This window comes from Streptomyces sp. H39-C1 (assembly GCF_027158125.1).
Classification (GTDB): domain Bacteria; phylum Actinomycetota; class Actinomycetes; order Streptomycetales; family Streptomycetaceae; genus Actinacidiphila; species Actinacidiphila fildesensis.
On sequence record NZ_JAPVLS010000020.1, the window covers coordinates 78,695 to 101,550 of the forward strand.

A 22,856-nucleotide genomic window follows, 5' to 3' on the forward strand; every position below is an offset into this window, starting at 1 on the left:
GGTCGCGCCGTATTGAAGAAATTCGCACCCGCACCCGCACCCGGCACCCGCACCCGCACCCGCACCCGCACCCGGCACGGTTCGGCGCAGGCCGGCGTCAGGTCAGGATGATGCTGGTGACCTGGCCGTCCACCCGGTCCACCGTGGGCGGGCCCGCGAAGTCCAGGCCGCGGGCGTGCCGGAACTGGCGGGGGGTGCGGCCGATCATCGCCTTGAACTCGCGGTTCAGGTGCGCCTGGTCGCTGAATCCGCACTCGGCGGCGATGCCCGCCACCGGCAGGTCCGCCGCCATCAGCCGCAGCACCTTGCGCAGCCGCATGACGCGCGCCGCGCCCTTCGGCGTCAGCCCGATCTCGGCGCGGAAGCGGTTCTCCAACTGCCGCCAGCCCCACCCGGTGGCGGCGACGAGCTCGCCGATGGGCAGGGCGCCGGAGGTCCTGGCGAGTTCCCGCCAGGCGTACCGGACGCGGTCCGAGACGGGGAGCGCGTCCTCGGACCAGTGCAGGAACACGGTGTCCAGCAGGTCGAAGCGCTGGGCCCAGCCAGCGGCGCAGGCGAGGGCGTCGGCGAGATCGCGGCAGCGGGGGCCGAGCAGGTCGATGGGGTCGGTGATGGTGTCGGCGAGTTCGTGCATCGGGATCCCGAACAGCGAATACGCCTTCCATGGCGAGAGGATGACCTCCAGGCCGTACAGCCGCCCGCTGTGCCGCCCGAGGCCGGCGCTGGTGCGTAGCCCGACCAGCATCGAGCGGTGGGCGTTGCCGGGGGCCGACGGCGTCAGGGCCTCCGTCACCCGCACTTCGTGGTCGAAGGAGAACAACAGCGTCACCGCGCCGTCCGGGACCTCCAGCCGCTGCCGCGGCAGGTCCAGGTTCAGCCGGTACCCCCGGTACCGCTGCACCCCCGGCCGCAGCCGGGCATGCGGCAGCGCCGTCGCCACCTCCCAACGGCCCTCAGGACACGCCAGATGCTGCATCGTCCGTTCCCCCCATGACCCCGGAACCGCTCAGCCCTTGTCATCCTGCGGTGCGGGGAAAGGGTTCGGAGCACCCTTTCCGGTCAGATGTGGCCTGCCAGGTCGCGCTGAGGATCCGTCGGCACCGGGCGGACCGTGCCGAGTGCCTCTGCCGGGCCCGCGATACCGCCACCCGGTCAGGCCTCCAGGGTCCAGGCGGGCGAGTCCCGCGGCGGGGCCTGGCGGATCCGCCATTGGGACCGGTCGGCGTCGGGCTCCCAGTAGGGCACGTCACCTTCGTAGTAGAGGCCGTAGGCCCAGTGCTCGGGCTCCTCGTGGGCCAGTAGGTCGGGCCATTCGTTGAACACCTGGTTGCCCCACGCCCGGTTGATACGCGCCACCGCCTCGGCCCGGGAGATCCCGAAGAGGGTCACCAGTTCTTCGGCGACTTCGCCCAGATATTCCTGCATCTCCGGAACTGCGGGCATCGTGAACTCGGACACGAGTCGATCTCCTAACGGACCAAGGATCGGGTGAACAGATCAGCTGCCTTAGAGGAGAAGATCGCTATCTGGTGTCCCTTGAAGACGCCGTCCGCGCCGCCGCGGAAAGCCCTGAGGTTCAACAGCATGGGGCCCTCCACCATCTCGAAGCTGTGCATTGCGCAGCCATTGCGGTGATGCCTGATGAAGCTGGCCAGGTCGTCGCTGGGACCATGGAAGATCTTACTCGTGAGGTTGTCCAGCTCGCTCTTCGGAACGCGGAAGTGCAGTACCTCCGCTGTGCCGCCCGCCCGGTCGGCGAGTCTTGTGGCCCACTGTCGGGCCTGGTTGGCGTCATTGGTGACGTAGAAGCCGCCGCGTCCGAAGTCCATGGCCCGAGTACTGAAGGTGGGATCGATCCCGTTCTTGAGGATTCCGTCCAGGCCGGCTCCCGTTGTGCCGTGGTAGAGATCCACCAGACACTTGGCCTTGAGACCCAGCGGATCGGACCAATTGAGAGGGTTGGAGACATAGCCGTGGTGATCGGGAGCGGCAGTGAGGCCGAGCGGGTCCGGGCTGAGGTATCGGGCGGTCCCGGGTTCGTAATAGCGTTGATAGTTGTAGTGCAAGCCGGTCTCGGCGTCGTAGTACTGCCCGGGAAAGCGCAGAGGGCAGTCCACATTCGCCGGTGACGTGACGCCGAGCGGTGATCCCCACAGTGTCGACCGATTCTTCCAGACGATCACACCGTATACGTCGACCATTTCGGTTGGCGTACCGACCAGATCGGTGACTATGGCGTAGAAGCGCTCGTCGATGTCGTCCTGAGGGGCATCGCGCAATGCGGCGCGAACCGTCTGTGCGACGGGTATGTCGCCGTGTTCCCAATCCCAGGTTGTCGTGGCATCCGCGGTTGTCTGCTCGGCGAGGCGCGTGCCGTCCCAGACGAATTCCGTTGTTTCCAGGGCGGTAGTTCCGTCGTCGGCAAGGCGTGACTTGGAGATTCGGCGGCCGAGCGGGTCGTACTCGTAGTGCCAGGCGATGCCGTCCGGGGTGGTGACGTCCGTGAGCCGGTCTTCGGCGTTCCACACGTATTGATATACACGACTGCCACCCGAGAGTAGCTTTTGCGTACGCCTGACCACCCGGCCCTGATCGTCGTATGTGTAGTTGACGTGCCCCGCCCGCTGGATGAGCGTTCCGTTGTAGGACCGGTCGCCCGATTCCGGGCTGGTGTGCTCACCGGCCGGCAGTGTCGCGGCGGCGAGATTCCCGGCGGTGTCATAGACGTATGCCTCGGTCCAGTCGGCACCGTTGACGGCAGTGACGCGGCTCGCGGAATCCAGCTCGAAGTGGTGGAAGCCCCCCGAGGCGTCATCGACGGCTGTGAGGCTTCCGTCCGCGGCGTGAGTGAAGGTCCGCCGTTGCGCCATCGGGGACTTCGGGCCGCGGGTTGACAGTGTCTGTGCTGTCGAACGGTTGTTGTCGTCCCACTGCCAGCTGAGTGCCACGCCCCCTAGGTCGCGCTCGACCTCCCGGCCCGCTTCGTCGTACGCGAAGCGCACGGTGTGGCTGCCCGACCGCAGGGACATCGGCCTGCCGGTGGTGCCGAATTCCCAGACGCTCAGGACCCCGCTCGGCGTGGTGCGCCGAGTACGGCGGCCTATTGCGTCGTAACGCGAGGAAACAGTACGACCGTTGACGCTTTCGGCCAGAATGCGGCCGAGAGGGTCCAGCTCCCGGGAGAGGTCGGCAACGGGGCTGACGGCACATTTCAGGCGTCCGAGTGCGTCGTGAACGAAGTCGGTGACCACACCACCGGAATCCTGCCGGGTGACATTGCCCAGGACATCCCGCTCGAATCGGATGCTTTGCCGCTCTCCGTTGATGCGTTCCGTCAATTGACCGGCTGCGTCGTAGCGATAACTGAGCTTCCGGCCATTGAAGTCGGTCTCCCCAACGAGGCGGCCCGAGGGATCGTAGTCGTAGCTCCAGACTCGGCCCTGCGCGTTGGTTACCGCCACCACTCGTAGCTCGGTGTCGTAGGTGAACTCGTAACGAGAGCCGTCCGGTTCCGTACGAACGGCGCAGAGGTCGAAATGAGTGTTCTCGTATCGTGTTGCACGGCCACTGCCGGAGCGGTGCGCGACGGGGTTTCCCTCGACGTCGTACGACCATTGCTCAACGGACCCGTCCGGAGCCATGCGCCAAGCGATCTGCCCTTCGCCCGTCCAGCCGACACTCGTGGACGCCCCGGACGCGTCAGCGGCCTCCACCATGCGTCCGAATGCATCCCGCGTGATCCGGATCGTGGTGCCACCTACGTCGGTGATCGCCGCCGGAAGACCGGCGGAGTCATTGACCACGACCTGTTGCACTGTGCCGAACGCGTCGGTGACGCTGGTCAGACCGCCGCGCTCGTCGTAGGTGAAGGTCGTCGTGGCGCCGAGCGCGTCGGTCGCGGACGTACGGTTCCCAGCGGCGTCGTAGGAGTAGCGGGCGCGCGTTCCGTCGGGTTGGGTGATCCTCACGGGCAGGTTGAGGTCGTTGTACTCGATCGTCGCGGAGCTGCCGTCAGGGCGGGTCGCCATGGTCAGGTTGCCGGCACCGTCGTACGCGCAGCTCGTCGTGCGGCCGAGGGGGTCGGTCCTGGTGAGCAGGCGGTCGTACCGATCCCAGCTCAGCAGGGTGACCTGCCCCAGCGGATCGGTCTCGCGGATGAGTTGGTACTGATCATTGAAGTGGAACGTGGTGGCGTGGCCGAGAGAATTTGTGGCGACGGTGGTGCGGGCGTCGGGATCGTATGAGTAGCGGTAGTTCAGAATCCCTTCCGAGCCTGTCGTACCCACACAGCGTCCTGCTTCGTCGTACTCGTAGCCGTACGAGGTCCCTGTCCGGTCCTCCCAGCCCGTGATACGGCCACGTTTGTCGTAGCTGAAGGCGAGCGGCAGGCCGGAGGAGTCAAAGATTTGGGTGAGGTTGCCGTCGCCGTCATATCCGTATCCCATCAACAGCGGCCGTTCCGGATCGCTGAGGAGGCGCAGAGCGGTGACTCGGCCGCCCCCTGTCTCGATTCCGACGTGGTATCCCCCCGTATGGCGCAGATCGACGGGGGCCGCGTCCGCGGAGTAGGTGATGGTGACGCGGTTGTTGTACCGATCGCTGATCGAAGTGAGCAGGAGTTCGGCTGTGCCCGGGTGCGGAGTGAAACCGAGAGTCCGGCCGGACTCGGGTATGCGGACCGACATGTCACTGGTAGGTCCGCCGTCCCATGTCAAGGGCCAGCGTGGACCCTCGAGAGGCATGAGGGAAAGGCCTGCGCTGGGGACGGGATAGTGCAGCAGCATCCCGTCGCCAGTGGTGAAGCGCACACCCTGATCGTCGAGATGAAGCCTTTGGTCCAGCGTTGAGGCCCAGGATTTACCGAACCAGCGGCCCGCCCGGTACGAGGAGCGGAAGTGGCGATCCAGGGTCAGCGGCAGGACACCGGGAAGTTGGAGATCGGTGGCTGACATGACCATTTCGCCGCTTGCCACGTCGATGGGGTCGCCACAGGTGAAGAGCTTCTTCATCTCGCGTCCCATTTGACGCAGCCCGCCGGCCCCCTTGCGGACGCTGTTGGCGATGTTCTCCAGGGCCTTGCCGCTCTTCAGCAGTGCCGGGAGTTCCTTGGCCATTTTGAGCAGGCCGCCAGCGGTGGTCAGGCCCTTGAACATGGGGATGCAGTCGAGGGCGGCGAAGAAGACGTCCCAGAGGCTGGCTTTTCCTTGCGCGTATTTGATGAGGGTGTCGGCGAGGACGACCAATGCGGCGGCCAGCACGATCCAGGCGAGCGGTCCGCCGATGATGAGGACGACGATGCCGAGCACGGCGACGATGACCTTGCAGACCGCGACGATGTCGTCCCAGTGGTCGGCGACCCAGTCGACCGCCTTCTCCCACCAGTGCTTGTTCTTGATCCCAGCGTCGGACGCCTCGTGCAGGGCGTGCTCCGCGGTCGACGCGGCGGTGTCCCGCAGGTGGGCGGCCTGAGCTGCCAGTTCCTTCGCCGCGTCCAGGCGTTGCTGCGCGTCGTGGACGGCGGTGTTCGCGGACTTCTGCGCGTTCGAAGCGTCCAGCGCATTACGGGTGGCGGTACGGACCTCGTCCGCCGACGGCGGTTCCACGCCCGGCTTCGGATCGGCCTGGTACTCCTTGGACTTGTCGCCCGCCCGCTTCACCCAGTCGTCGGCGTTGCCCTGCGTGGTCTTGGCCGCGTCCAGATCCTGCCGGGCGGTACGCCCCTGCGCCAAAGCGCGGTCCGCGTCCGCCTGCGCGGTCTCCAGCTTCGGCCAGTACGTCTCCAACGCCCCGGAAGCCAGCCGGTAGGACTTCTCCAACTTGCCCAGCTCGCCCGGCAGATCCCCGAACTGCTCGCGGTACGCGTCCCCCGCCAGACCCGCCCAGTCCTGCACCGCGTTGTTGCCGCTCAGCCCGCGCACCGACCGCAACGCCGACGACACATCGTCCGCGAAGTCGCCCAGTTTCCGGGCGAGTTCCTTCACCTCGTACGGATCACCCGGCACCGGATCCCGGTCCAGGTCCAGCACATGCCAATCCGTCGGACGATTCGCCACTGTCTAACCCCCGTGATTCGCCTCTGTCCGAGCGATCCTTTCACTTCCGCCACAGACGCTTCCATGGCGCCTGGTGCGACAGCACCCGGCGATGCCGTCGTCAGCCCAGGGACAGGACGACCAGAACCGCCGTCGCCGCCGTTTCGGCCAGGGCGCCGAAGACGTCGCCCGTGATGCCGCCGAAGCGGGTGCGGCAGTGGCGGAGGAGGAGTTCGGCCGTGATGAGGGCGAGGAGGGCGGCCAGGGCGAAGTGGAGGGCGGGGGAGAGGCCGAAGAGGGCGCCGGCCGCCGCCGCGACCACGAGGGTGCCGGCCGCGGTGAGGGCCGCGATGCGGAGCGGGACCGCTCCGGCCACGGCGGCGCCCAGGCCGTCGGGGCGGGCCGGGGGCACGCCGTCGCGGCAGGCCAGGGTCATGGCGGTACGGGCCACCACGGCGGAGACGGCGGCCGCGGCGGCGCCGTGGGACCAGCTGTCGGCGTAGAGGGCGGCGAGGCAGGCGACCTGGGCGAGGAGGACGAAGAGCAGCGTCAGGACGCCGAAGGGCCCGATGTCCGACTGCTTCATGATCCGCAGGGCGTCCTCGGCGGGCTTGGCGCTGCCGAGCCCGTCGGCGGTGTCGGCCAGGCCGTCCAGGTGCAGACCGCGGGTCAGGGCGGCGGGCACGGCCGCGGTGGCGACGGCGGCGAGCAGCGGGGACGCGTCCAGGAGCAGCAGCAGTCCGCCGACCGCGGCGGCACACAGGCCCACCACCGCCCCGACGACCGGCGCGCACAGCATCCCGCCGCGCGCGGCGGACCGGTCCCAGCGGGTGACGGTCACCGGCAGCGCGGTGAGGGTGCCGAAGGCGAAGCGGAGCGCGTCCGCGACGGAGGCGGCGGGCGCGGGTCCGGCCTTCGAGGGCTCGGCGGAGTCGGTCACCGCGTGAGGCTACCCCGGGCGGCTAACCCGAGGGCTGCCGCGGTGACTCCCGATGGAGCTCCGCCTCCCGGCGCCGCCGGAGGTGGCCCTCCAGGGCGCACAGCAGCAGCGTCGCCACGATCGCCGTCAGATGCTCGAAGCCCGCGAGGTTCACGATGAAGACGACCTCGACGAGCATCGCGAGGATCAGCGCGCCCCCCGTCCACCAGGCGCGGTAGCGGCAGGCCACGTACACCCCGAGGGCGACGACCGCCGCCGACGGGCCGGTGTCGCGCACGACGAGGGTGGAGACCGGGAGCCCGAGGAAGCCGTCGGGGCCGACCGCGAGCGAGTAGCGGGCGAACGACGTGCCGGCGAGCGTCGCGAGGAGCCCGATGCCGAGGGTGTGCCGCCTGCCGACCGTCATCTCGGCGATGCCGAACATGAAGACGACCTGGGCGATCAGCCCCCACACCGGCAGCGACGGGTCGGGGACGAAGAGCGAGAGGGGCGTGCGCAGCAGCGCCTTCCACCACGGGAGCGTCGCGTAGACGCCGCCGAGCCGGTTGACCCACTCCGTGCCGGTGCTCCCGGAGTGCTGGATCACCTGAAGGGTCAGGATGGACAGGCACGCGGAGAGGGTCAGTGGGATCGCGCGGAGCTTCTTCGTCCGCAGCTCGAACCACACATCTCGGGAGATTCCGCCCCATTCGACGTATGCGAAGTCGCGAAGGCGCTTGTTGAAGGGGCTCACCTGGCAGCGGTCCGCTCTCGGTCGCGTCTGCGCAGCGGGGACGGCAGCCGCGGCGCTTCGAGGAAGCCCTCGGCCCGGGCACTGGCGATTCCGATCCGCGGCAGCTCGCTGCTCTTGCCGAACAGCAGATACCGCGGCTCCCAGATGGGCCGGTACTTGGCGTTGGCCCGGTACAGCGACTCGATCTGCCACCAGCGCGAGAAGAACGTCAGCAGGGAGCGCCAGAACCGCAGCACCGGCCCGGCGCCCAGCCTCGAGCCGCGTTCGAACACCGAGCGGAACATCGCGAAGTTCAGCGAGATCTGCCGCACGCCCACCTCGTCGGCGCGCTGGATCAGCTCGATGACCATGAACTCGATCAGCCCGTTCTCGGAGTCGCGGTCGCGGCGCATCAGATCCAGCGACAGCCCCTGCGGACCCCACGGGACAAAGCTCAGCAGCGCGCGCGGCACACCCTCGCCGTCGTGGCACTCGACCATGACGCAGCGCCCGTCGGCGGGGTCGCCGAGCCGGCCGAGCGCCATCGAGAACCCGCGCTCCGTCTCCCCGTCGCGCCAGGCGTCGGCGCGCTCCAGCATCGCGTCCATCTCGTCCGCGGGGATGTCGTCGTGCCGGCGCATCCGGACGGTGTAGCCGGTCCGCTTGACGCGGTTGTACGCCTGCCGCACGGTCCGCATGGCGCGGCCGTCCAGGGTGAACTCGGCGGTCTCGACGATCGCCTCGTCCCCGATCTCCAGGGCGTCCAGGCCGTGCCTGGCGTAGATCACGCCCGCTTCCTCGCTCGCGCCCATCACCGCGGGCACCCAGGCGTGCTCGCGGGCCTCGGCGAGCCAGGCGTCGATGGCGCCGGGCCACGCCTCGGGGTCGCCGATCGGATCCCCGGACGCCAGCGACACCTCCCCGACGACCCGGTACGCGATCGCGGACTTCTCGCTCGGCGACCAGATGACGCTCTTGTCGCGGCGCAGCGCGAAGTAGCCGAGCGAGTCCCGGTCGCCGTAGCGGTCCAGGAGCCCGCGCAGCTTGGCCTCGTCCTCCGGGCCGAGCAGTGCCCGGCCGCGCGGCGAGCGGAACGCCACGTACAGCACGAGCAGGAAGAGCAACGCACTCATGACGTTGATGACGACATCCACCCCCCCGGGCGTTGAGATGTTCGCGTAATTGTCGTCATTCGGGTCGAGCGCGATCATGCGCATGATCGCGTAACGGAAGCTGGCGCCGAAGTCCGAGCCGTGTTCGCTGTTGGTCGCGGTGACCAGCAGCGCGCTGATCAGCGAGCCCACGATGAGGCCGCCGACGGCGGTCAGGATCGCGTGCTTCGGATTGGAGCGGTCGCCCTTGGCCCGGAACTCACGGCGGCCGACCAGCAGGGCGGCGACGAAGGAGCCGGTCAGGCCCAGGGTGATCCAGTTCTGGACGTGGCCCCGGTACTCGGCGAAGCCCATCGTCAGCGCCAGCACCAGCAGGAACAGCCCGCTCAGCACGAGATTGAGCACCCACGCGGCCCGTTTGCGGCGCCGCATGGTGATGGCGAAGAAGAGCGCGAACACACCCGTGGTGAAGCCCGCGGTCAGCAGATACGGGGTGAAGAGGTCCTCGATGTTGTGGCGCCGGATGTCGGCTCCGAAGGAGACCCACACCGCCCCGAGGAAGTTGAGGAAGGCGACAGCCCGCAGATACCAGACGGCGTAGGCGGCGGAGCGCTGCCCCCAGACATGCGGACGGCCCTCCCCGTCCTGCGGTGTGCGACCCGGTGTCGTGCTGCCCATTCCCATGGTTGTGGATCTTATGACGGAATGTCCGGATCCTCGTCGCAGGGGCGGTGGCCGGATCCGGCTACGCCCCGCGGAGCCCACCCCGGAGGGCGGGCGGAACGGCGCTCTACGGAGTGTCGGCCGCCTCGCGGGGCGGGTCCGCGGGCGGCTCCTCCGACGTGACGGCGACAGGTTCCGTGACGGGTTCCGGGGCCCGCTCCACCACCGGCTCGCCCGACACGTCCGGCAACTCCGCCGCCAGCGCCGCCGCGGCCTGCAGCAGCGGCAGCGCGAGCAGCGCGCCGGTGCCCTGGCCGAGCCGTACGCCGTGGTCGAGCAGCGGCTCGATGGAGAGCCGGTCCAGAGCCTTGGCCTGCCCCGGCTCACCACTCGCCTGGCCCGCCAGCCACCAGTCGGGAGCCCGGAACGCCACACGCTGCGCGACCAGCGCACAGGCCGCGGAGACGACACCGTCCAGCACGACGGGCAGCTTGCGCACGGCGGCCTGCAGCAGGAAGCCCGTCATCGCGGCGAGGTCCGCGCCACCGCTCGCGGCCAGCAGTTCGAGCTGGTCGCCCAGGACCGGCCGGGCCCGGCGCAGCCCGTCACGGATCGCCGCGCACTTGCGCATCCACGCCAGGTCGTCGATCCCGGAGCCGCGGCCGGTCACCACAGAGGCGTCCGTACCGCACAGCGCCGCCACGAGAATGCCGGCGGCCGTGGTGCCACCGACGCTGATGTCACCGAGCAGTACGAGGTCGGTACCGGAGTCGGCCTCCTCGTCGGCGATGGCCATGCCCGCGCGGAACGCCAGTTCGGCCTCCTCGACGGTGAGCGCGTCCTCCACGTCCACCCGCCCCGAGCCGCGGCGCACCCGGTGCGCGGTGACCTCGGCCGGCAGCTCCGCCGGATCGCAGTCCAGGCCCATGTCGATCACGCGGACCTGCGCCCCGAACTGACGCGCCAGCACATTCACCGGCGCCCCACCGTCGAGCACCGCCCGGACCAGCGCCACGGCCGTACCGGCCTCATGCGCCGAGACGCGCAGGCTCGCGACCCCGTGGTCCCCGGCGAACAACAGCACCCGTGGCCGGGCGATCGGCCGCGCCGGAACCCGCCCCTGAGCGGCCGACAGCCACTCGGCCAGCTCCGCGGGCTTGCCGAGAGCCCCCGGAGGGCTCACCAGACGCTGCCACCGGTCTTGCGCGTCACGCCGCACACCGGCGTCGGGACGCTCCACCAGGGAGCCGAAGTCATCGAGATTCAGGCCGCTCATTCGCCGCACAGTACCGGCTGCGCCTCGGGCCAGGGGAAGCGGGCGCCTGCCGGCGCGGGCCGCAGGGGCCGCGCGGGCGCGGGCCGGCCTCCGGCCGTGGGGTGCGGGCCGCAGGGTCGCCTGCCGGCGCGGGATCGACCGGCGGCGGCCCGGAGTTCCCACCCCCAACCCGCACGTGGCGCGGGCCCGTCACCCAACCCCCACCGGGGCGTGAACGCGAAGGGCCGGCGCTACCCGCACGTGGCGCGGGCCTGTCACCCAACCCCCACCGGGGCGTGAACGCGAGGGGCCGGGATCGCAGGCAGGGGGGTCCGAAATGCTGCCGAGCTATTTGTGGGCCGCCAGGCCCGTAAATAGTCGATTTCGGACCCCCTGCCGGAGAGCCCGGCCCCGACCAGGACACAGCCCCATCAGCCGCGCAGCGAAACCGCCTGACCCGCCACCACAAGAAGCACCTGCTCGGACTCTCCCGCAACAGCGGCGTTCAACCGCCCCAACTCGTCCCTGAACCGGCGCCCCGACGCCGTCCCCGGAACCACCCCCGAACCCACCTCATTGCTCACCGCGACCACCGTGCGCCGCGTCGCCCGCCACGCCGCCGTCAACTCGGCGACCCGGGCGTGCAGTTCGCGTTCGCCGCCCGACGACCACTGCTCGTCGTCCCAGGCGCCGACGGAGTCCATCGCGGACGTCAGCCACAGCGCCAGGCAGTCGATGAGCAGCGGCGCGCCGTCCACGGCGAGCAGCGGCACCAGGTCGCAGGTCTCCTGCGTCGCCCACGTACCGGGCCGGCGGTCGCGGTGCAGCGCGACGCGGCGCGCCCACTCCTGGTCGCCCTCGCGGGTGCCGCCGGTGGCCACGTACAGGACGTCGGAGAACGCGGCGAGCCGCCGTTCCGCCTCGGCGGACTTGCCGGAGCGGGCGCCACCGAGCACCAGCGTGCGGCGGGGCACGTCCGGTACGTCGTGGTAGTCGCCGGCGACCAGCGTGGTGCCGTCGGGGACGGCGCGCACGCCCAGCGCGGCGAGCCGGCGCCGCAGCTCGGCGCCGGGCGGCGCGCTGTGGTCGATGTGCACGGCGACGACGTCGGTGGTCGGGCCCACGGCGCCGGCGGCGCGCAGCCTGCCCAGCGCGTCGGGCCGGTCGACCGCGTCGAACAGCACCACGTTGTACGGTGCGGCGGCCTCCTGGACCCCGGCGGGGGCGCAGCCCGGTGGCAAATAGAGGGCCTTCATCCCGTCCGGCCCCTCGATCTCGTAGCCGGTGCCGGGCGCGTCCGTGGGGACGGCGCGTACCCGGTGCCCGGTCAGGAGCGTCAGCTCCTGACCGTCGGGGACGCGGCCCGGTGCCGGCAGGCCGACGGGGATCTCCACCGCGGGCCCGTCGTGCGGGTGGGACAGCAGTGCCTGCCGCACGCCGCCGAGGGAGTGCCCGGAACGGGCGGCGGCGAAGGCCAGCCCGGGGGTGAGGTCGAGCAGCAGCACGCCGTCCACGAGGACGGCGGTCGCGGCGCGCGGCCCGTCGCGGTCGCCGATGGCGTCCGCACAGGAGGCGCAGGGGCAGTCGGGCAGGGGCAGGCCCTCGGGGCCTCCGGTGCCGAGCAGTGTCAGTTCCACCCCCCGATCGTCTCGCGTCCGCGTACGGCGGGCTCGCCGGGTCCGCCATGCGGTTACCCTGCGGGACAGGCACACGACGGACAGCAGCAGCTGTGGACCGAGGACCGAGGAGAAATACATGGCGTGGACGTGGCGGTTCGAGAAGGCCGACGGCACCGAGGTTGCGCCCGCGGTGCAGCCGGAGGAGTTCACGACGCAGGGGGATGCGGAGTCCTGGATCGGTGAGCTCTGGAAGGACCTGGTGGAGGGCGGCGCGGACCAGGTCGTGCTCTTCGACGGGGAGACCAAGATCTACGGCCCGATGAGCCTGCACGGGAACGAGGAATAGCGGCGTAGCGCGCGGGGGGTTCGGTACCGGCCGCTTCGGGGTCGGGGCCGGGCTCTCCGGCGCGGGGGTCCGAAATCGACTATTTACGGTCCCCCAACCTTCGGCCGGGGGTGCCCCCAACTGCGATCCCGGCCCCTCGCGTCCAGGCCCCGGTGGGGAATGGGTGACGGGCCCGCGCCACGTGCGGATAGCGCCGGGGATCCGGGCACCGGCTGTGGCACGCCTGACGAGTCAGACCGACCCCAGCGTGACCTCCGCCGTCTTCGTGGCCCCGCCACGCTCGTACGTCACCTGGACCTTGTCGCCCGGCTTGTGGGCCGCCAGTGCCTCCGTCAGGGACTGCAGCGTCGAGATCCCGGTTGGGTCGATCTTGGTGATGACGTCGCCCGCCTTGAGTCCCGCCTTCGCGGCGGCTCCGCCGCCCGTTACCGAGACCACGGCGACGCCGGACGGCTGGAGGTCGTCGCCGACCACGGTGCGGGCGGTGATGCCGAGGGCGGCGCGGCCGGAGTCGGTGACGCGGCCGTCCTTGATGATCTGGCCGGCGATGTCGGTGACGGTCGCGGCCGGGATCGCGAAGCCGATGCCCGGCGCCGCTCCCGCGCCCATCTGGGGATCGGTGGCGGCCAGGGTCGGGATGCCGATGACCTCGTTGTCGAGGTTCACCAGGGCGCCGCCGCTGTTGCCGGGGTTGATCGCGGCCGAGGTCTGCACCATGTTCGCGATCGTGGCCCCGGTGCCGCCGTCGCTCTCACTGCCTTCGCCGACGGTCCGGCCGACGGCCGAAACACGCCCTAGGCGCGTACCCCGCACAGGTGCAGCAGTGCCGCCACGGCGCGGTACGGGTCCGTCCGCCCGGCCTGTTCCTCGGCGGCCAGCAGCGGTTCGAGATCCGCCGGTACCGGCGCGTCGTTCGGTGCGGCGTCGGTGAGGACCCGGACCCCGTACCAGGAGTGCACCGGGGTGCCCAGCCCGTTGAGGGTCGCGGTCACGGCCTCCCGGCGGTCGGCGCGCACGTCGAGGCCGATCCGGTTGGTGTACGTGTCGCTGCCGAAGGCGTCGAGCGCTGCTGGCCAGTCGCCGAGCAGCCCCGGCCGCATGGCCAGCGCGTCGGCGTTGCGTACGAGCAGCGACAGCAGACCGCCGGGCGCCAGCACCCGGGCCAGCGCGGCCAGCATCGGGTCGGGCTCGGGCATGTACATCAGCACGCCGTGGCAGAGCACGAGGTCGAAGCTGCCGGGGCCGAAGTGCCGGCCGGTCTCCCGGCCGTCGCCCGCGATCAGGGAGACCCGCTCGCGTATGCCCTCCGGTTCGACGGCCAGCGCGGTGCGCAGCGCGTCGAGCATCTTCGGGTCGGACTCCAGGCCGGTGACCTGGTGCCCCGCGCGGGCCAGCCGGAGCGCCTGGGTGCCCTGGCCGGGGCCGACGTCGAGCACCCGCAGCCGGCGGCCCACGGCGAAGCGCGCCGTTATCTGCTCGTCGAGCTGCCGAGCCACCAGTTCCTGGCGGACGACGTTGCGCAGCCCGCCGAGACCGCCCAGCCAGCCGGCCGCGCCGCCCTCGAACCCGGATCTGCCGGTGCTCAGAGCTTCACGCCGCGCTTGACCATCGGCTTCGGCAGCCGCAGCCGGCGCATCTGGAGCGTCCGCATCAGGGCGTACGCCACCGCACCGCGCAGGTTCTTGTCGGGGAAGCGGGTGCGCAGCTGCTTACGCAGCAGGATCGTCGTGATGACGGAGTCGACCAGGATCAGGACGATCACGACCATCCACAGCAGCAGCGAGAGGTTCCGCAGCTGAGTGTTCTGGATCATGCTCAGGACGAGGATGACCACCGCGAGCGGAAGGAAGAACTCCGCGACGCGGTAGCGCGAGTCGACATAGTCCCGGACGAACTTGCGCACCGGTCCCTTGTCTCGTGCGGGCAGGTAGCGCTCGTCGCCACCGGCCAGCGCTTCGCGCTGCTTGGCCATCTCGGCACGGCGCGCTTCGCGTGCCTGCTTGCCGGCGGCCTTGCGGTCGGTCGGCACGACGGCACGGGTGCGGCGCTGGCCCTGGGCCTCGTTGCGCTTGGGCGTGGGGCGACCCTTGGGAGCCTGCGGGTCGCGGGGCTGGTCCTCAAGCACCGTGGTGGTTGAGGCCTGCTCATCTGGGGAACGACGTCGGAACACGACTCCAGGTTACGTGCCCCGGGGCGGGAACCCCAGCCTTCACCTACTCCTTGGGCCTTAGGTCACCGAACCGTGATCGTCCCTAGGGAGGAGCGCATCCGTCGCCGAACAGTGCGGTAATGGAACCAGGGCCCGTACTGTGGGGTCTGTAGAGGTGCTGGAGCTGTAGTCCGAGAAGGGGGCGCGCGAGGCCCATGAGCGGTGTCATGAAGCGGATGGGATTGATTTTCCGCGCGAAGGCCAACAAGGCCCTGGACAGGGCCGAGGACCCGCGCGAGACGCTTGACTACTCGTACCAGAAGCAGCTGGAACTGCTGCAGAAGGTACGTCGGGGTGTGGCCGATGTCGCCACCTCGCGCAAGCGCCTGGAGCTGCAGCTGAACGAGCTGCAGAAGAAGTCGTCGACCTACGAGGACCAGGGCCGCAAGGCGCTGGCGCTGGGTCGTGAGGATCTGGCCCGTGAGGCGCTGTCGCGCCGGGCCGCGCTGCAGCAGCAGGTCACGGACCTGGAGACGCAGCACCAGACGTTGCAGGGCGAGGAGGAGAAGCTCACTCTCGCGTCGCAGCGGCTGCAGGCCAAGGTGGACGCCTTCCGCACCAAGAAGGAGACCATCAAGGCCACGTACACGGCCGCCCAGGCCCAGACCAAGATCGGCGAGGCGTTCTCCGGCATCTCCGAGGAGATGGGCGACGTCGGCATGGCGATCCAGCGCGCCGAGGACAAGACCGAGCAGCTGCGCGCGCGGGCCGGTGCCCTCGACGAGCTGATGGCGTCCGGCGCCCTGGACGACCAGAGCGGCCTGCAGAAGGACGACATCCAGGCCGAGCTGGACCGGCTGTCCGGTGGTACGGACGTCGAGCTGGAGCTGGCCCGGATGAAGGCCGAACTGGCCGGTGGCACTCCGCAGCAGGCCATCGAGGGCGGAAAGCAGCCCGAGGACAAGCCGCGGATGGACAAGCAGTAACGCAGGACAGCAGTGACGCAGGACAACCGCCGGGCCGTAGCCGAACCGACTAGGAGGCGCCGTCATGATCGTCAGGATCATGGGGGAGGGGCAGGTGAAGGTGGCCGACAGCCATCTCACCCGCCTCAACGTGCTGGACGACGAACTGCTCGCCCAGATCGAGAGCGGTGACGAGGAAGGCTTCCGCAAGACGCTGGGAGCCCTGCTCGACGCCGTACGGGAACTGGGCGAACCGCTGCCCGACGCCTCCCTGGAGCCGTCGGAGCTGATCCTGCCGTCTCCCGACGCCTCCCTCACGGAGGTCCGGGAGATGCTCGGCGACGACGGGCTCATCCCGGGCTGAGCCGCGCGATCGCACCTCGCACCTCGTACCGCTCATGAACGGGCGGGCCGGAACCCTCAGGGTTCCGGCCCGCCCGTTCAGCGTTACCGGGCCTTACGGCAGCGCCAGCATCTGCTCCAGGGCCAGCTTGGCGAACCGCTCGGTCTCCTCGTCCACCTGGATGCGGTTGACGAGCTTGCCGTCCGCCAGCGACTCCAGGGTCCACACCAGGTGCGGCAGGTCGATGCGGTTCATCGTCGAGCAGAAGCAGACGGTCTTGTCGAGGAAGACGATCTGCTTGTCCGGGTGCGCCTTGGCGAGCCGGCGGACCAGGTTCAGCTCGGTGCCGATCGCCCACGCGGAGCCGGCCGGGGCCGCGTCCAGCGCCTTGATGATGTACTCCGTCGAGCCGACGTAGTCGGCGGCGGAGACGACCTCGTGCTTGCACTCGGGGTGCACCAGCACATTGACCCCGGGGATCCGTGCGCGGACGTCCTCGACCGACTCGATCGAGAAGCGGCCGTGCACGGAGCAGTGGCCGCGCCACAGGATCATCTTGGCGTCGCGCAGCTGCTGGACGGTCAGGCCGCCGTTCGGCTTGTGCGGGTTGTAGAGGACGCAGTCGTCGAGCGACAGGCCCAGATCGCGTACCGCGGTGTTGCGCCCCAGGTGCTGGTCGGGAAGGAAGAGCACCTTCTCGCCCTGTGAGAACGCCCACTCCAGCGCGCGCTCGGCGTTCGAGGACGTGCAGATCGTGCCGCCGTGCCGGCCGGTGAAGGCCTTGATGTCGGCGGAGGAGTTCATGTAGGAGACGGGGACGGTGGCCTCGGCCACGCCCGCCTCGGTCAGCACGTCCCAGCACTCGGCGACCTGCTCGGCGGTGGCCATGTCGGCCATCGAGCAGCCGGCCGCCAGGTCCGGGAGGATCACGGCCTGCTTGCCGGACGTGAGGATGTCCGCGGACTCGGCCATGAAGTGCACACCGCAGAAGACGATGTACTCGGCCTCCGGGCGCGCGGCGGCGTCCCGCGCGAGTTTGAAGGAGTCACCGGTCACATCGGCGAACTCGATGACTTCGTCGCGCTGGTAGTGGTGGCCCAGGATGAAGACCTTGCTCCCGAGCTTCGCCTTGGCGGCGCGGGCGCGCTCGACCAGGTCGGGGTCGGACGCGGCCGGCAGGTCGCCGGGGCAGTCAACTCCGCGCTCGCTACGGGGATCGGACTCCCGCCCGAGCAGCAGCAGGGCGAGCGGCGTGGGCTGAACATCCAGCACATCCAGCGGTTCTGTGGTGGTCACGGGCCCGGAGCCCTTTCTGTGCAGCACAGCCTTTTCGTCTACCTGACGTTATCTATGATAGCCCGTTCGTGTCAGATTGACGATGGGGGTCGCGTCAATGTGACGCATTCCGTTCCCGGCCTCCGGTGTGCGAGCATTGTTGGCGGAAAGACGTATCGGACCCGGAATGAATCCGGGGGGTCATCGGTTACCAGTCGGTGGCAGCAGTCCGAACAACCCGGGAGTGAAGCAGATGACGGTTCAGGACGAGACCACCGCGAACGACGGACTTCTCCTGTCGGATTCCGCCGCGGCCAAGGTCAAGGGCTTGCTCGAGCAGGAAGGCCGCGAGGACCTGGCGCTGCGCGTCGCCGTTCAGCCCGGTGGCTGCTCCGGTCTGCGCTACCAGCTGTTCTTCGACGAGCGTTCGCTCGACGGCGATGTCGTGAAGGACTTCGACGGTGTGAAGGTCGTCACCGACCGCATGAGCGCCCCGTACCTGGGCGGCGCCTCCATCGACTTCGTGGACACGATCGAGAAGCAGGGCTTCACGATCGACAACCCGAACGCCACCGGCTCCTGCGCCTGCGGCGATTCGTTCCACTGATCGCACGCGAAGGCGGCGGCCACCCGAGAGGGTGACCGCCGCCTTCGTCGTTCCGCGGCCCGCTGGGAACCGGTCCGCCCGGAACCTGTCCGGCTACTTCCGCAGCGGCACGACGGTGCCGTCGTACAGGTCGACGACCTTGCGGTCACCGAGCGGCTTGGCCAGCTGCACGGTCCTGGTGGTGTCCTTCGCGATCATGATGCACATCCCCCGCACGGCCGGGTCGTGCATCCCCGTGATCCGCACGGTCACCGCCGCGTCGGACTCCTCGGCGGTCGCCGCGTAGGTAGAGCAGACACCGGCCCAGAAGTGCAGCTCCAGGACGTTGCCGCGCACGGTGTACGAGACGGCCTTCTGCTTCTTGGGCGCGTTCGGGTCGGCGGGCTGCCCGGGGTCGGCGGGCTGCGTCGGCGCGGTCGTACCCGGACCGCCCGGCTCACTCGGCAGTCCCGTGCCCGGCGCCGTCTGCTGGATGTAGCGCGCCTCCACGGCGGGCTGTGCCACCGTGTGCGCCTTCACCACTCCGGCCTGTGCCACGTCGAACAGCCAGGACGGCACCAGTGCCCGCGCGCCCGAGACGAACTGGGCCGACAGCCCGAACGTGACGCCGCGGACCTCCAGCTTCTGCTCGGCGGCCGGCACACACGGCATCGACTGCGGCAGCGTCTTGTCGTTGCTCGGTGCCGTCGGCGCCTTCGGGAGCGGTGCCGGGCAGGTGCCGCCGACCCCGTGGTCCGTGCCGCCGGCTCCGCCGGTCTCCAGCTGCTTCAGGGCCTGCGCCGCGTCGATCACCGGGTACTGGTCGCCCTTGTCGAGGGCCGCCAGCAGACCGTAGCCGCCGCTCAGCTGCCCGTCCGCGCCGATCCGCAGGGTGGTGCGCCAGCCATGCGTCGGCAGCCCGCCCACCACCGGGTCGGCGTTCACCATGCGCACCGCGCCGGCGGTCTCACTCGCGTCCACCGCGGCTCCGGTCAGTCCGAGAGCGGCCAGGGCGGGCGCCGCGGCCTGCTTCGCCCGGTCCTCGGAGACCGCGCCGTCACTCGTGCCGGCCGGCCCGGAGGACGACGTCGAGGTACCGCCCGCGCCGTCGGCCGAGGCGACCGGCGGGCCGGAGCAGACCGGGGAGTCGGGACCGCCGGCGCTGGGAGCACTCGGCACCCCCGGCTTCATCGGCGTGGTGCGGTAGCACTTGGCGATCGGGCCGAGCCGGGAGTACGACCAGTTGCCCTCGCCCGACCGGTTGACCTGCAGGAACGGCCCGCTGCCGTCCGGGGTGCCGCCCGCCCGCCAGAAATCGTGGTCGAGCTTGACGGGGCCGGGCACATCCAGCGCCTTCGCCAGCTTCTCGACGGCCGCCTGCGTCACGTCCCCGTGCGGCCGGTAGACCGGTGCCGCCTTCGGACCGGCCGGCAGCGGCTTCGTGACCTGGTACTGCGCCCCGGCGGGGGCCGCCGCGCCGCTGTCCGTGCCGGCTGCCACCCCGGTCCTGGCGCCGTCCAGCGCCAGTGGCGCGGGTGCCTTGCTCTCGCTCTTGTCGGGGGCGCTGCTGCCCGCGTTCGCCGTCGCCCAGTAGGCCCCGCCGCCGCCAGCCACCAGGACCGCCGCGGCCATCGCGGCGACGGCCAGTGGTGACCTGAGGCGGCGGCGGGGGACGGGATGCTCCATCGTGTCGTCGTTGCGTTCGGTGCTCACCGTGCTGCTCCCTCGGCTCCGTACCGTCAGATGCAGCTGTGACGGAGCCGGAGCCCGCGCGGTTCCCACCGCGCGGTTCCGCGACCGGCCGGGATCAGGCGCCGTACTCCGCCATACCGTCCACGACGTGCGCGGACGCGAGCGGCACGGTGATTCCGTGCAGGCTCGACGGAGCGGCCACCGGTGGGGCCGCATGGGCGGGAACCGTCCAGTGCGGCGCCATCCGACGGCAGTCGCCGAGCAGTTCGGCGAGCGATTCGGAGCGGGATTCAGGTTCGACGACGGGGGGCAGTGGGGACGAAGTAGAAGCCATGTCTTCGACCCTAGGCACTTGATCAGGTAGGGGTAAGCCCTACTATCGGGTAGTTTCTCCGTGTCCGGTGGCCGGTTCCCGGTCGCGGCGGCGCACCCCATACGATGGCTGTGCCTTTTCCGTGTTGCCCAGGGCCTCCTTCCGGCCCTTGCCGACCTTCGCCGCCGCCCCCGCAGGAGCATTCAGTCGTGCGTATCGCTGTCACCGGATCCATCGCCACCGATCACCTGATGACCTTCCCCGGCCGCTTCGCCGACCAGCTGGTCGCGGACCAGCTGCACACGGTCTCGCTCTCCTTCCTCGTCGACAACCTCGATGTCCGGCGCGGCGGAGTCGCTCCGAACATCTGCTTCGGCATGGGCGTGCTCGGCCTCCGGCCGGTCCTCGTGGGCGCGGCGGGCTCCGACTTCGCCGAGTACCGCGCCTGGCTGGACCGGCACGGCGTCGACACCGCGTCCGTCCGCATCTCCGAGGTGCTGCACACCGCGCGCTTCGTCTGCACCACGGACACCGACCACAACCAGATCGCGTCCTTCTACACCGGCGCGATGAGCGAGGCCCGGCAGATCGAGCTGCAGCCGATCGCCGACCGGGTGGGCGGCCTGGACCTGGTCCTCATCGGCGCGGACGACCCCGAGGCGATGATCCGGCACACCCAGGAGTGCCGCAGCCGTGGCATCCCGTTCGCGGCCGACCCCTCGCAGCAGCTCGCCCGCATGGACGGCGAGGACATCCGCCTCCTCGTGGACGGCGCCACGTACCTCTTCACCAATGAGTACGAGAAGGCGCTCATCGAGTCGAAGACGGGCTGGACCGGCGAAGAGATCCTCGCCAAGGTCGGCACCCGCATCACCACCCTCGGCGCGCAGGGCGTCCGCATCGAGCGGGTCGGCCAGCCGGTGATCGAGGTCGGCTGCGCCGAGGAAGAGGCGAAGGTCGACCCGACCGGCGTCGGCGACGCGTTCCGCGCCGGCTTCCTGGCGGGCCTGGACTGGAACCTGTCGCTGGAGCGCTCCGCCCAGCTCGGCTGCATGCTGGCGACCCTCGTCATCGAGACGCTCGGCACCCAGGAGTACGAGCTGCGCCGCGGCCACTTCATGGACCGCTTCACCAAGGCCTACGGCCACGAGGCCGCCGCCGAGGTCAAGACCCACCTGGCCTGACCCTTTCGTTCCCTCGATCGCCGGCCGGGCTGATTCCTTCAGCCCGGCCTGGGGGTACCTCCCGGACGGAGTCCGGGGGAGCTCGAGGCCATCTTTTTCACGTTCTGCGCCGCACCAGGTACGCCGTACCCCGCTTTGCCGCGCGCTCGCCGACGTACTCCTGGTCCCGCATCTGGCACCACGCGGGGATGTCCAGCCGCGCCGCCTCGTCGTCGGACAGCACGGAGATCACCGCGCCCACCGGCACATCGCCGATGACCTTGGCGAGCTCGATGACCGGGACCGGGCAGCGCTTGCCGAGCGAGTCGACCGTCAGAGCGGGCTCGTCGGGGGCACCGGCGACCTCGGCCGACGGGGCGGAGGTGTCCGCGGCGGGGGAGGCCGGGGCGCCGAGCTGGTCGCGGACCGAGCGGACGACCTCCGGCAGCACGCCGAGGAACCGCTCGACGTCCTCCGCAGGAGTGCCCGGCGGCAGTGACACCCGGACGTTGCCCTCCGACAGGACGCCCATCGCGCGCAGCACATGGCTCGGGGTCAGGGTGCTGGAGGTGCAGGACGAGCCGGAGGAGACCGAGAAGCCCGCGCGGTCGAGCCCGCCGAGCAGCGCTTCCCCGTCGACGTAGAGGCAGGAGAACGTCACGAGGTGCGGGAGCCGCAGCGTGGGATGGCCGACGACCTCCACATCGGGGACGAGTACCGGCACCCGGGAGCGGATCCGGCCGACCAGCTCCGACAGCCGCGCCCCTTCGGCCGCGGCCTCCTCCCGCACGGCGCGCAGCGACGCCGCCGCGGCCACGATGGCCGGCAGGTTCTCGAAGCCGGGGGAGCGTCCCGACTCCCGTTCGTCCGTGGGGCCCTGAGCGGCGAAGCGCACGCCCTTGCGGACCGCGAGCAGCCCGACCCCGGGCGGCCCGCCCCATTTGTGGGCGCTGGCGGTGAGCAGCGACCAGCCGCCATCCACCGGCCCCCAGGCCAGCGACTGCGCCGCGTCCACCAGCAGCGGCACCCCCGCCTCCCGGCAGAGCTCGGCGGCCTCGGCGACCGGCTGGACCGTGCCCACCTCGTGATTGGCGGACTGCAGGCAGGCCAGTGCCGTGTCCGGCCGCAGCGCGGCGGCGAACGCGGCGGCGTCCACCCGCCCCGTACGGTCCACCCCGACCTCGGTGGCCTCGTACGCCTCGGCCGCATGGAGCACCGACGAGTGCTCGACGGCCGACACCACGAGGTGACGCCCCGTCCGCCGCCGTCCCGCCATGGCTCCTGACACGCCCGTGTGAACGGCACGGGTTCCCGAAGGAGTGAAAACCAGTTCGTCGGGACGGCAGCCCACCGCTTCGGCGGCCGCCTCGCGGGAGGCGTCCAACAGCAGCCGGGCGCGCCGCCCCTCGCGGTACAGGCGGGCCGGATCCGCCCACCCCTCGTCCAGCGCGGCTACCAGCGCCTGGCGGGCGACGGGGTGCAGGGGAGCGGCCGAAGCCGCATCGAAGTAGGACACGCCCGGCACGCTACGCCTGTCGCCCGGCGGGCCGTCAGGCGGCATGCGGAGCATGCCGGTCCATCCCTTCGGGAAGTGCCCCGGCGCGTTGGACCCCCTCCCCGCGCGACCCCAAATAGCGTCCAGTAGGGTTTGGTCCGCATAAACATCCACACCTACCTGCCCGCGCCAGGGC

At 70.6% G+C, this 22,856-nt stretch carries 19 protein-coding genes and 1 pseudogene; 5 read left to right on the forward strand and 15 right to left on the reverse strand.

The window, feature by feature from the left end; genetic code table 11:
• Positions 1-97 precede the first annotated feature (97 nt).
• The 8 genes from O3W51_RS15955 to O3W51_RS15990 all read right to left on the reverse strand — a co-directional run bounded on the left by O3W51_RS15955 (position 98) and on the right by O3W51_RS15990 (position 12,351).
• The gene (locus O3W51_RS15955) at positions 98-976 is read right to left on the reverse strand and encodes an AraC family transcriptional regulator (RefSeq protein ID WP_198357145.1); all 879 of its coding nucleotides are present in this window, start codon (positions 974-976) and stop codon (positions 98-100) included.
• 176 nt (positions 977-1,152) lie between these two features.
• Entirely contained in the window at positions 1,153-1,458 is a 306-nt protein-coding gene (locus O3W51_RS15960) for a hypothetical protein (protein ID WP_244809140.1), read from the reverse strand.
• 11 nt (positions 1,459-1,469) lie between these two features.
• Positions 1,470-6,026, reverse strand: a complete 4,557-nt coding sequence (locus O3W51_RS15965; protein WP_269286297.1) for a DUF6531 domain-containing protein — start codon at positions 6,024-6,026, stop codon at positions 1,470-1,472.
• Positions 6,027-6,153: 127 nt separating this feature from the next.
• Positions 6,154-6,972, reverse strand: a complete 819-nt coding sequence (locus tag O3W51_RS15970) for an adenosylcobinamide-GDP ribazoletransferase (RefSeq protein ID WP_138353711.1) — start codon at positions 6,970-6,972, stop codon at positions 6,154-6,156.
• Positions 6,973-6,994: 22 nt separating this feature from the next.
• The gene (locus O3W51_RS15975) at positions 6,995-7,705 is read right to left on the reverse strand and encodes a hypothetical protein (protein WP_164296214.1); all 711 of its coding nucleotides are present in this window, start codon (positions 7,703-7,705) and stop codon (positions 6,995-6,997) included.
• Complete coding sequence (locus O3W51_RS15980; RefSeq protein ID WP_269286302.1) at positions 7,702-9,474, reverse strand: phosphatidylglycerol lysyltransferase domain-containing protein; 1,773 nt, start codon at positions 9,472-9,474, stop codon at positions 7,702-7,704. The genes O3W51_RS15975 and O3W51_RS15980 overlap by 4 nt, the downstream gene beginning before the upstream one ends.
• A gap of 112 nt (positions 9,475-9,586) precedes the next feature.
• Positions 9,587-10,735, reverse strand: coding sequence for a nicotinate-nucleotide--dimethylbenzimidazole phosphoribosyltransferase (cobT, locus tag O3W51_RS15985; RefSeq protein WP_138353709.1), 1,149 nt, complete (start codon positions 10,733-10,735; stop codon positions 9,587-9,589).
• Between the two features lie 410 nt (positions 10,736-11,145).
• Complete coding sequence (locus O3W51_RS15990; protein WP_187144839.1) at positions 11,146-12,351, reverse strand: bifunctional adenosylcobinamide kinase/adenosylcobinamide-phosphate guanylyltransferase; 1,206 nt, start codon at positions 12,349-12,351, stop codon at positions 11,146-11,148.
• A 118-nt stretch (positions 12,352-12,469) separates the two neighbouring features.
• On the opposite strand from O3W51_RS15990, the gene O3W51_RS15995 reads away from it, so the two are divergent.
• Positions 12,470-12,679, forward strand: coding sequence for a hypothetical protein (locus O3W51_RS15995; RefSeq protein ID WP_138356213.1), 210 nt, complete (start codon positions 12,470-12,472; stop codon positions 12,677-12,679).
• 231 nt (positions 12,680-12,910) lie between these two features.
• On the opposite strand, the pseudogene O3W51_RS16000 reads toward O3W51_RS15995, so the two are convergent.
• From O3W51_RS16000 to O3W51_RS16010, 3 genes and pseudogenes are all read right to left on the reverse strand, one after another.
• A pseudogene (locus O3W51_RS16000) lies at positions 12,911-13,474 on the reverse strand (S1C family serine protease); the annotation flags it as partial.
• Entirely contained in the window at positions 13,474-14,175 is a 702-nt protein-coding gene (locus tag O3W51_RS16005; RefSeq protein ID WP_269286308.1) for a class I SAM-dependent methyltransferase, read from the reverse strand. The pseudogene O3W51_RS16000 and the gene O3W51_RS16005, both read right to left, overlap by 1 nt.
• 86 nt (positions 14,176-14,261) lie before the next feature.
• On the reverse strand, positions 14,262-14,849 hold the full coding sequence (locus tag O3W51_RS16010) for a DUF3043 domain-containing protein (protein WP_138356211.1): 588 nt from the start codon (positions 14,847-14,849) through the stop codon (positions 14,262-14,264).
• A gap of 194 nt (positions 14,850-15,043) precedes the next feature.
• Between O3W51_RS16010 and O3W51_RS16015 the strand changes: the two genes are divergently transcribed.
• Together O3W51_RS16015 and pspAA are read left to right on the forward strand one after the other, a co-directional pair.
• Complete coding sequence (locus tag O3W51_RS16015) at positions 15,044-15,814, forward strand: PspA/IM30 family protein (RefSeq protein ID WP_138356210.1); 771 nt, start codon at positions 15,044-15,046, stop codon at positions 15,812-15,814.
• Between the two features lie 64 nt (positions 15,815-15,878).
• Positions 15,879-16,157, forward strand: a complete 279-nt coding sequence (gene pspAA / locus O3W51_RS16020) for a PspA-associated protein PspAA (protein WP_164296222.1) — start codon at positions 15,879-15,881, stop codon at positions 16,155-16,157.
• A gap of 93 nt (positions 16,158-16,250) precedes the next feature.
• Here the strand turns inward: pspAA and nadA are convergent, their stop codons facing one another.
• Positions 16,251-17,432, reverse strand: coding sequence for a quinolinate synthase NadA (nadA, locus tag O3W51_RS16025; RefSeq protein ID WP_138356208.1), 1,182 nt, complete (start codon positions 17,430-17,432; stop codon positions 16,251-16,253).
• Between the two features lie 232 nt (positions 17,433-17,664).
• Here nadA and O3W51_RS16030 point away from each other — a divergent pair, with 232 nt between their 5' ends.
• The gene (locus O3W51_RS16030) at positions 17,665-18,018 is read left to right on the forward strand and encodes a HesB/IscA family protein (RefSeq protein ID WP_138356207.1); all 354 of its coding nucleotides are present in this window, start codon (positions 17,665-17,667) and stop codon (positions 18,016-18,018) included.
• A gap of 93 nt (positions 18,019-18,111) precedes the next feature.
• Here O3W51_RS16030 and O3W51_RS16035 read toward each other — a convergent pair whose 3' ends face one another.
• Together O3W51_RS16035 and O3W51_RS16040 are read right to left on the reverse strand one after the other, a co-directional pair.
• Positions 18,112-19,710 (reverse strand): hypothetical protein, encoded by a 1,599-nt coding sequence (locus O3W51_RS16035; RefSeq protein ID WP_269286312.1) that lies wholly within the window; start codon positions 19,708-19,710, stop codon positions 18,112-18,114.
• A 94-nt stretch (positions 19,711-19,804) separates the two neighbouring features.
• The gene (locus tag O3W51_RS16040; RefSeq protein ID WP_138356206.1) at positions 19,805-20,023 is read right to left on the reverse strand and encodes a hypothetical protein; all 219 of its coding nucleotides are present in this window, start codon (positions 20,021-20,023) and stop codon (positions 19,805-19,807) included.
• A 188-nt stretch (positions 20,024-20,211) separates the two neighbouring features.
• Between O3W51_RS16040 and O3W51_RS16045 the strand changes: the two genes are divergently transcribed.
• A complete protein-coding gene (locus O3W51_RS16045; RefSeq protein ID WP_138356205.1) occupies positions 20,212-21,186 on the forward strand; it encodes a carbohydrate kinase family protein in 975 nt (324 codons plus the stop codon).
• Positions 21,187-21,283: 97 nt separating this feature from the next.
• Here O3W51_RS16045 and O3W51_RS16050 read toward each other — a convergent pair whose 3' ends face one another.
• On the reverse strand, positions 21,284-22,681 hold the full coding sequence (locus O3W51_RS16050) for a cysteine desulfurase/sulfurtransferase TusA family protein (protein WP_269286314.1): 1,398 nt from the start codon (positions 22,679-22,681) through the stop codon (positions 21,284-21,286).
• Positions 22,682-22,856 lie beyond the last annotated feature (175 nt).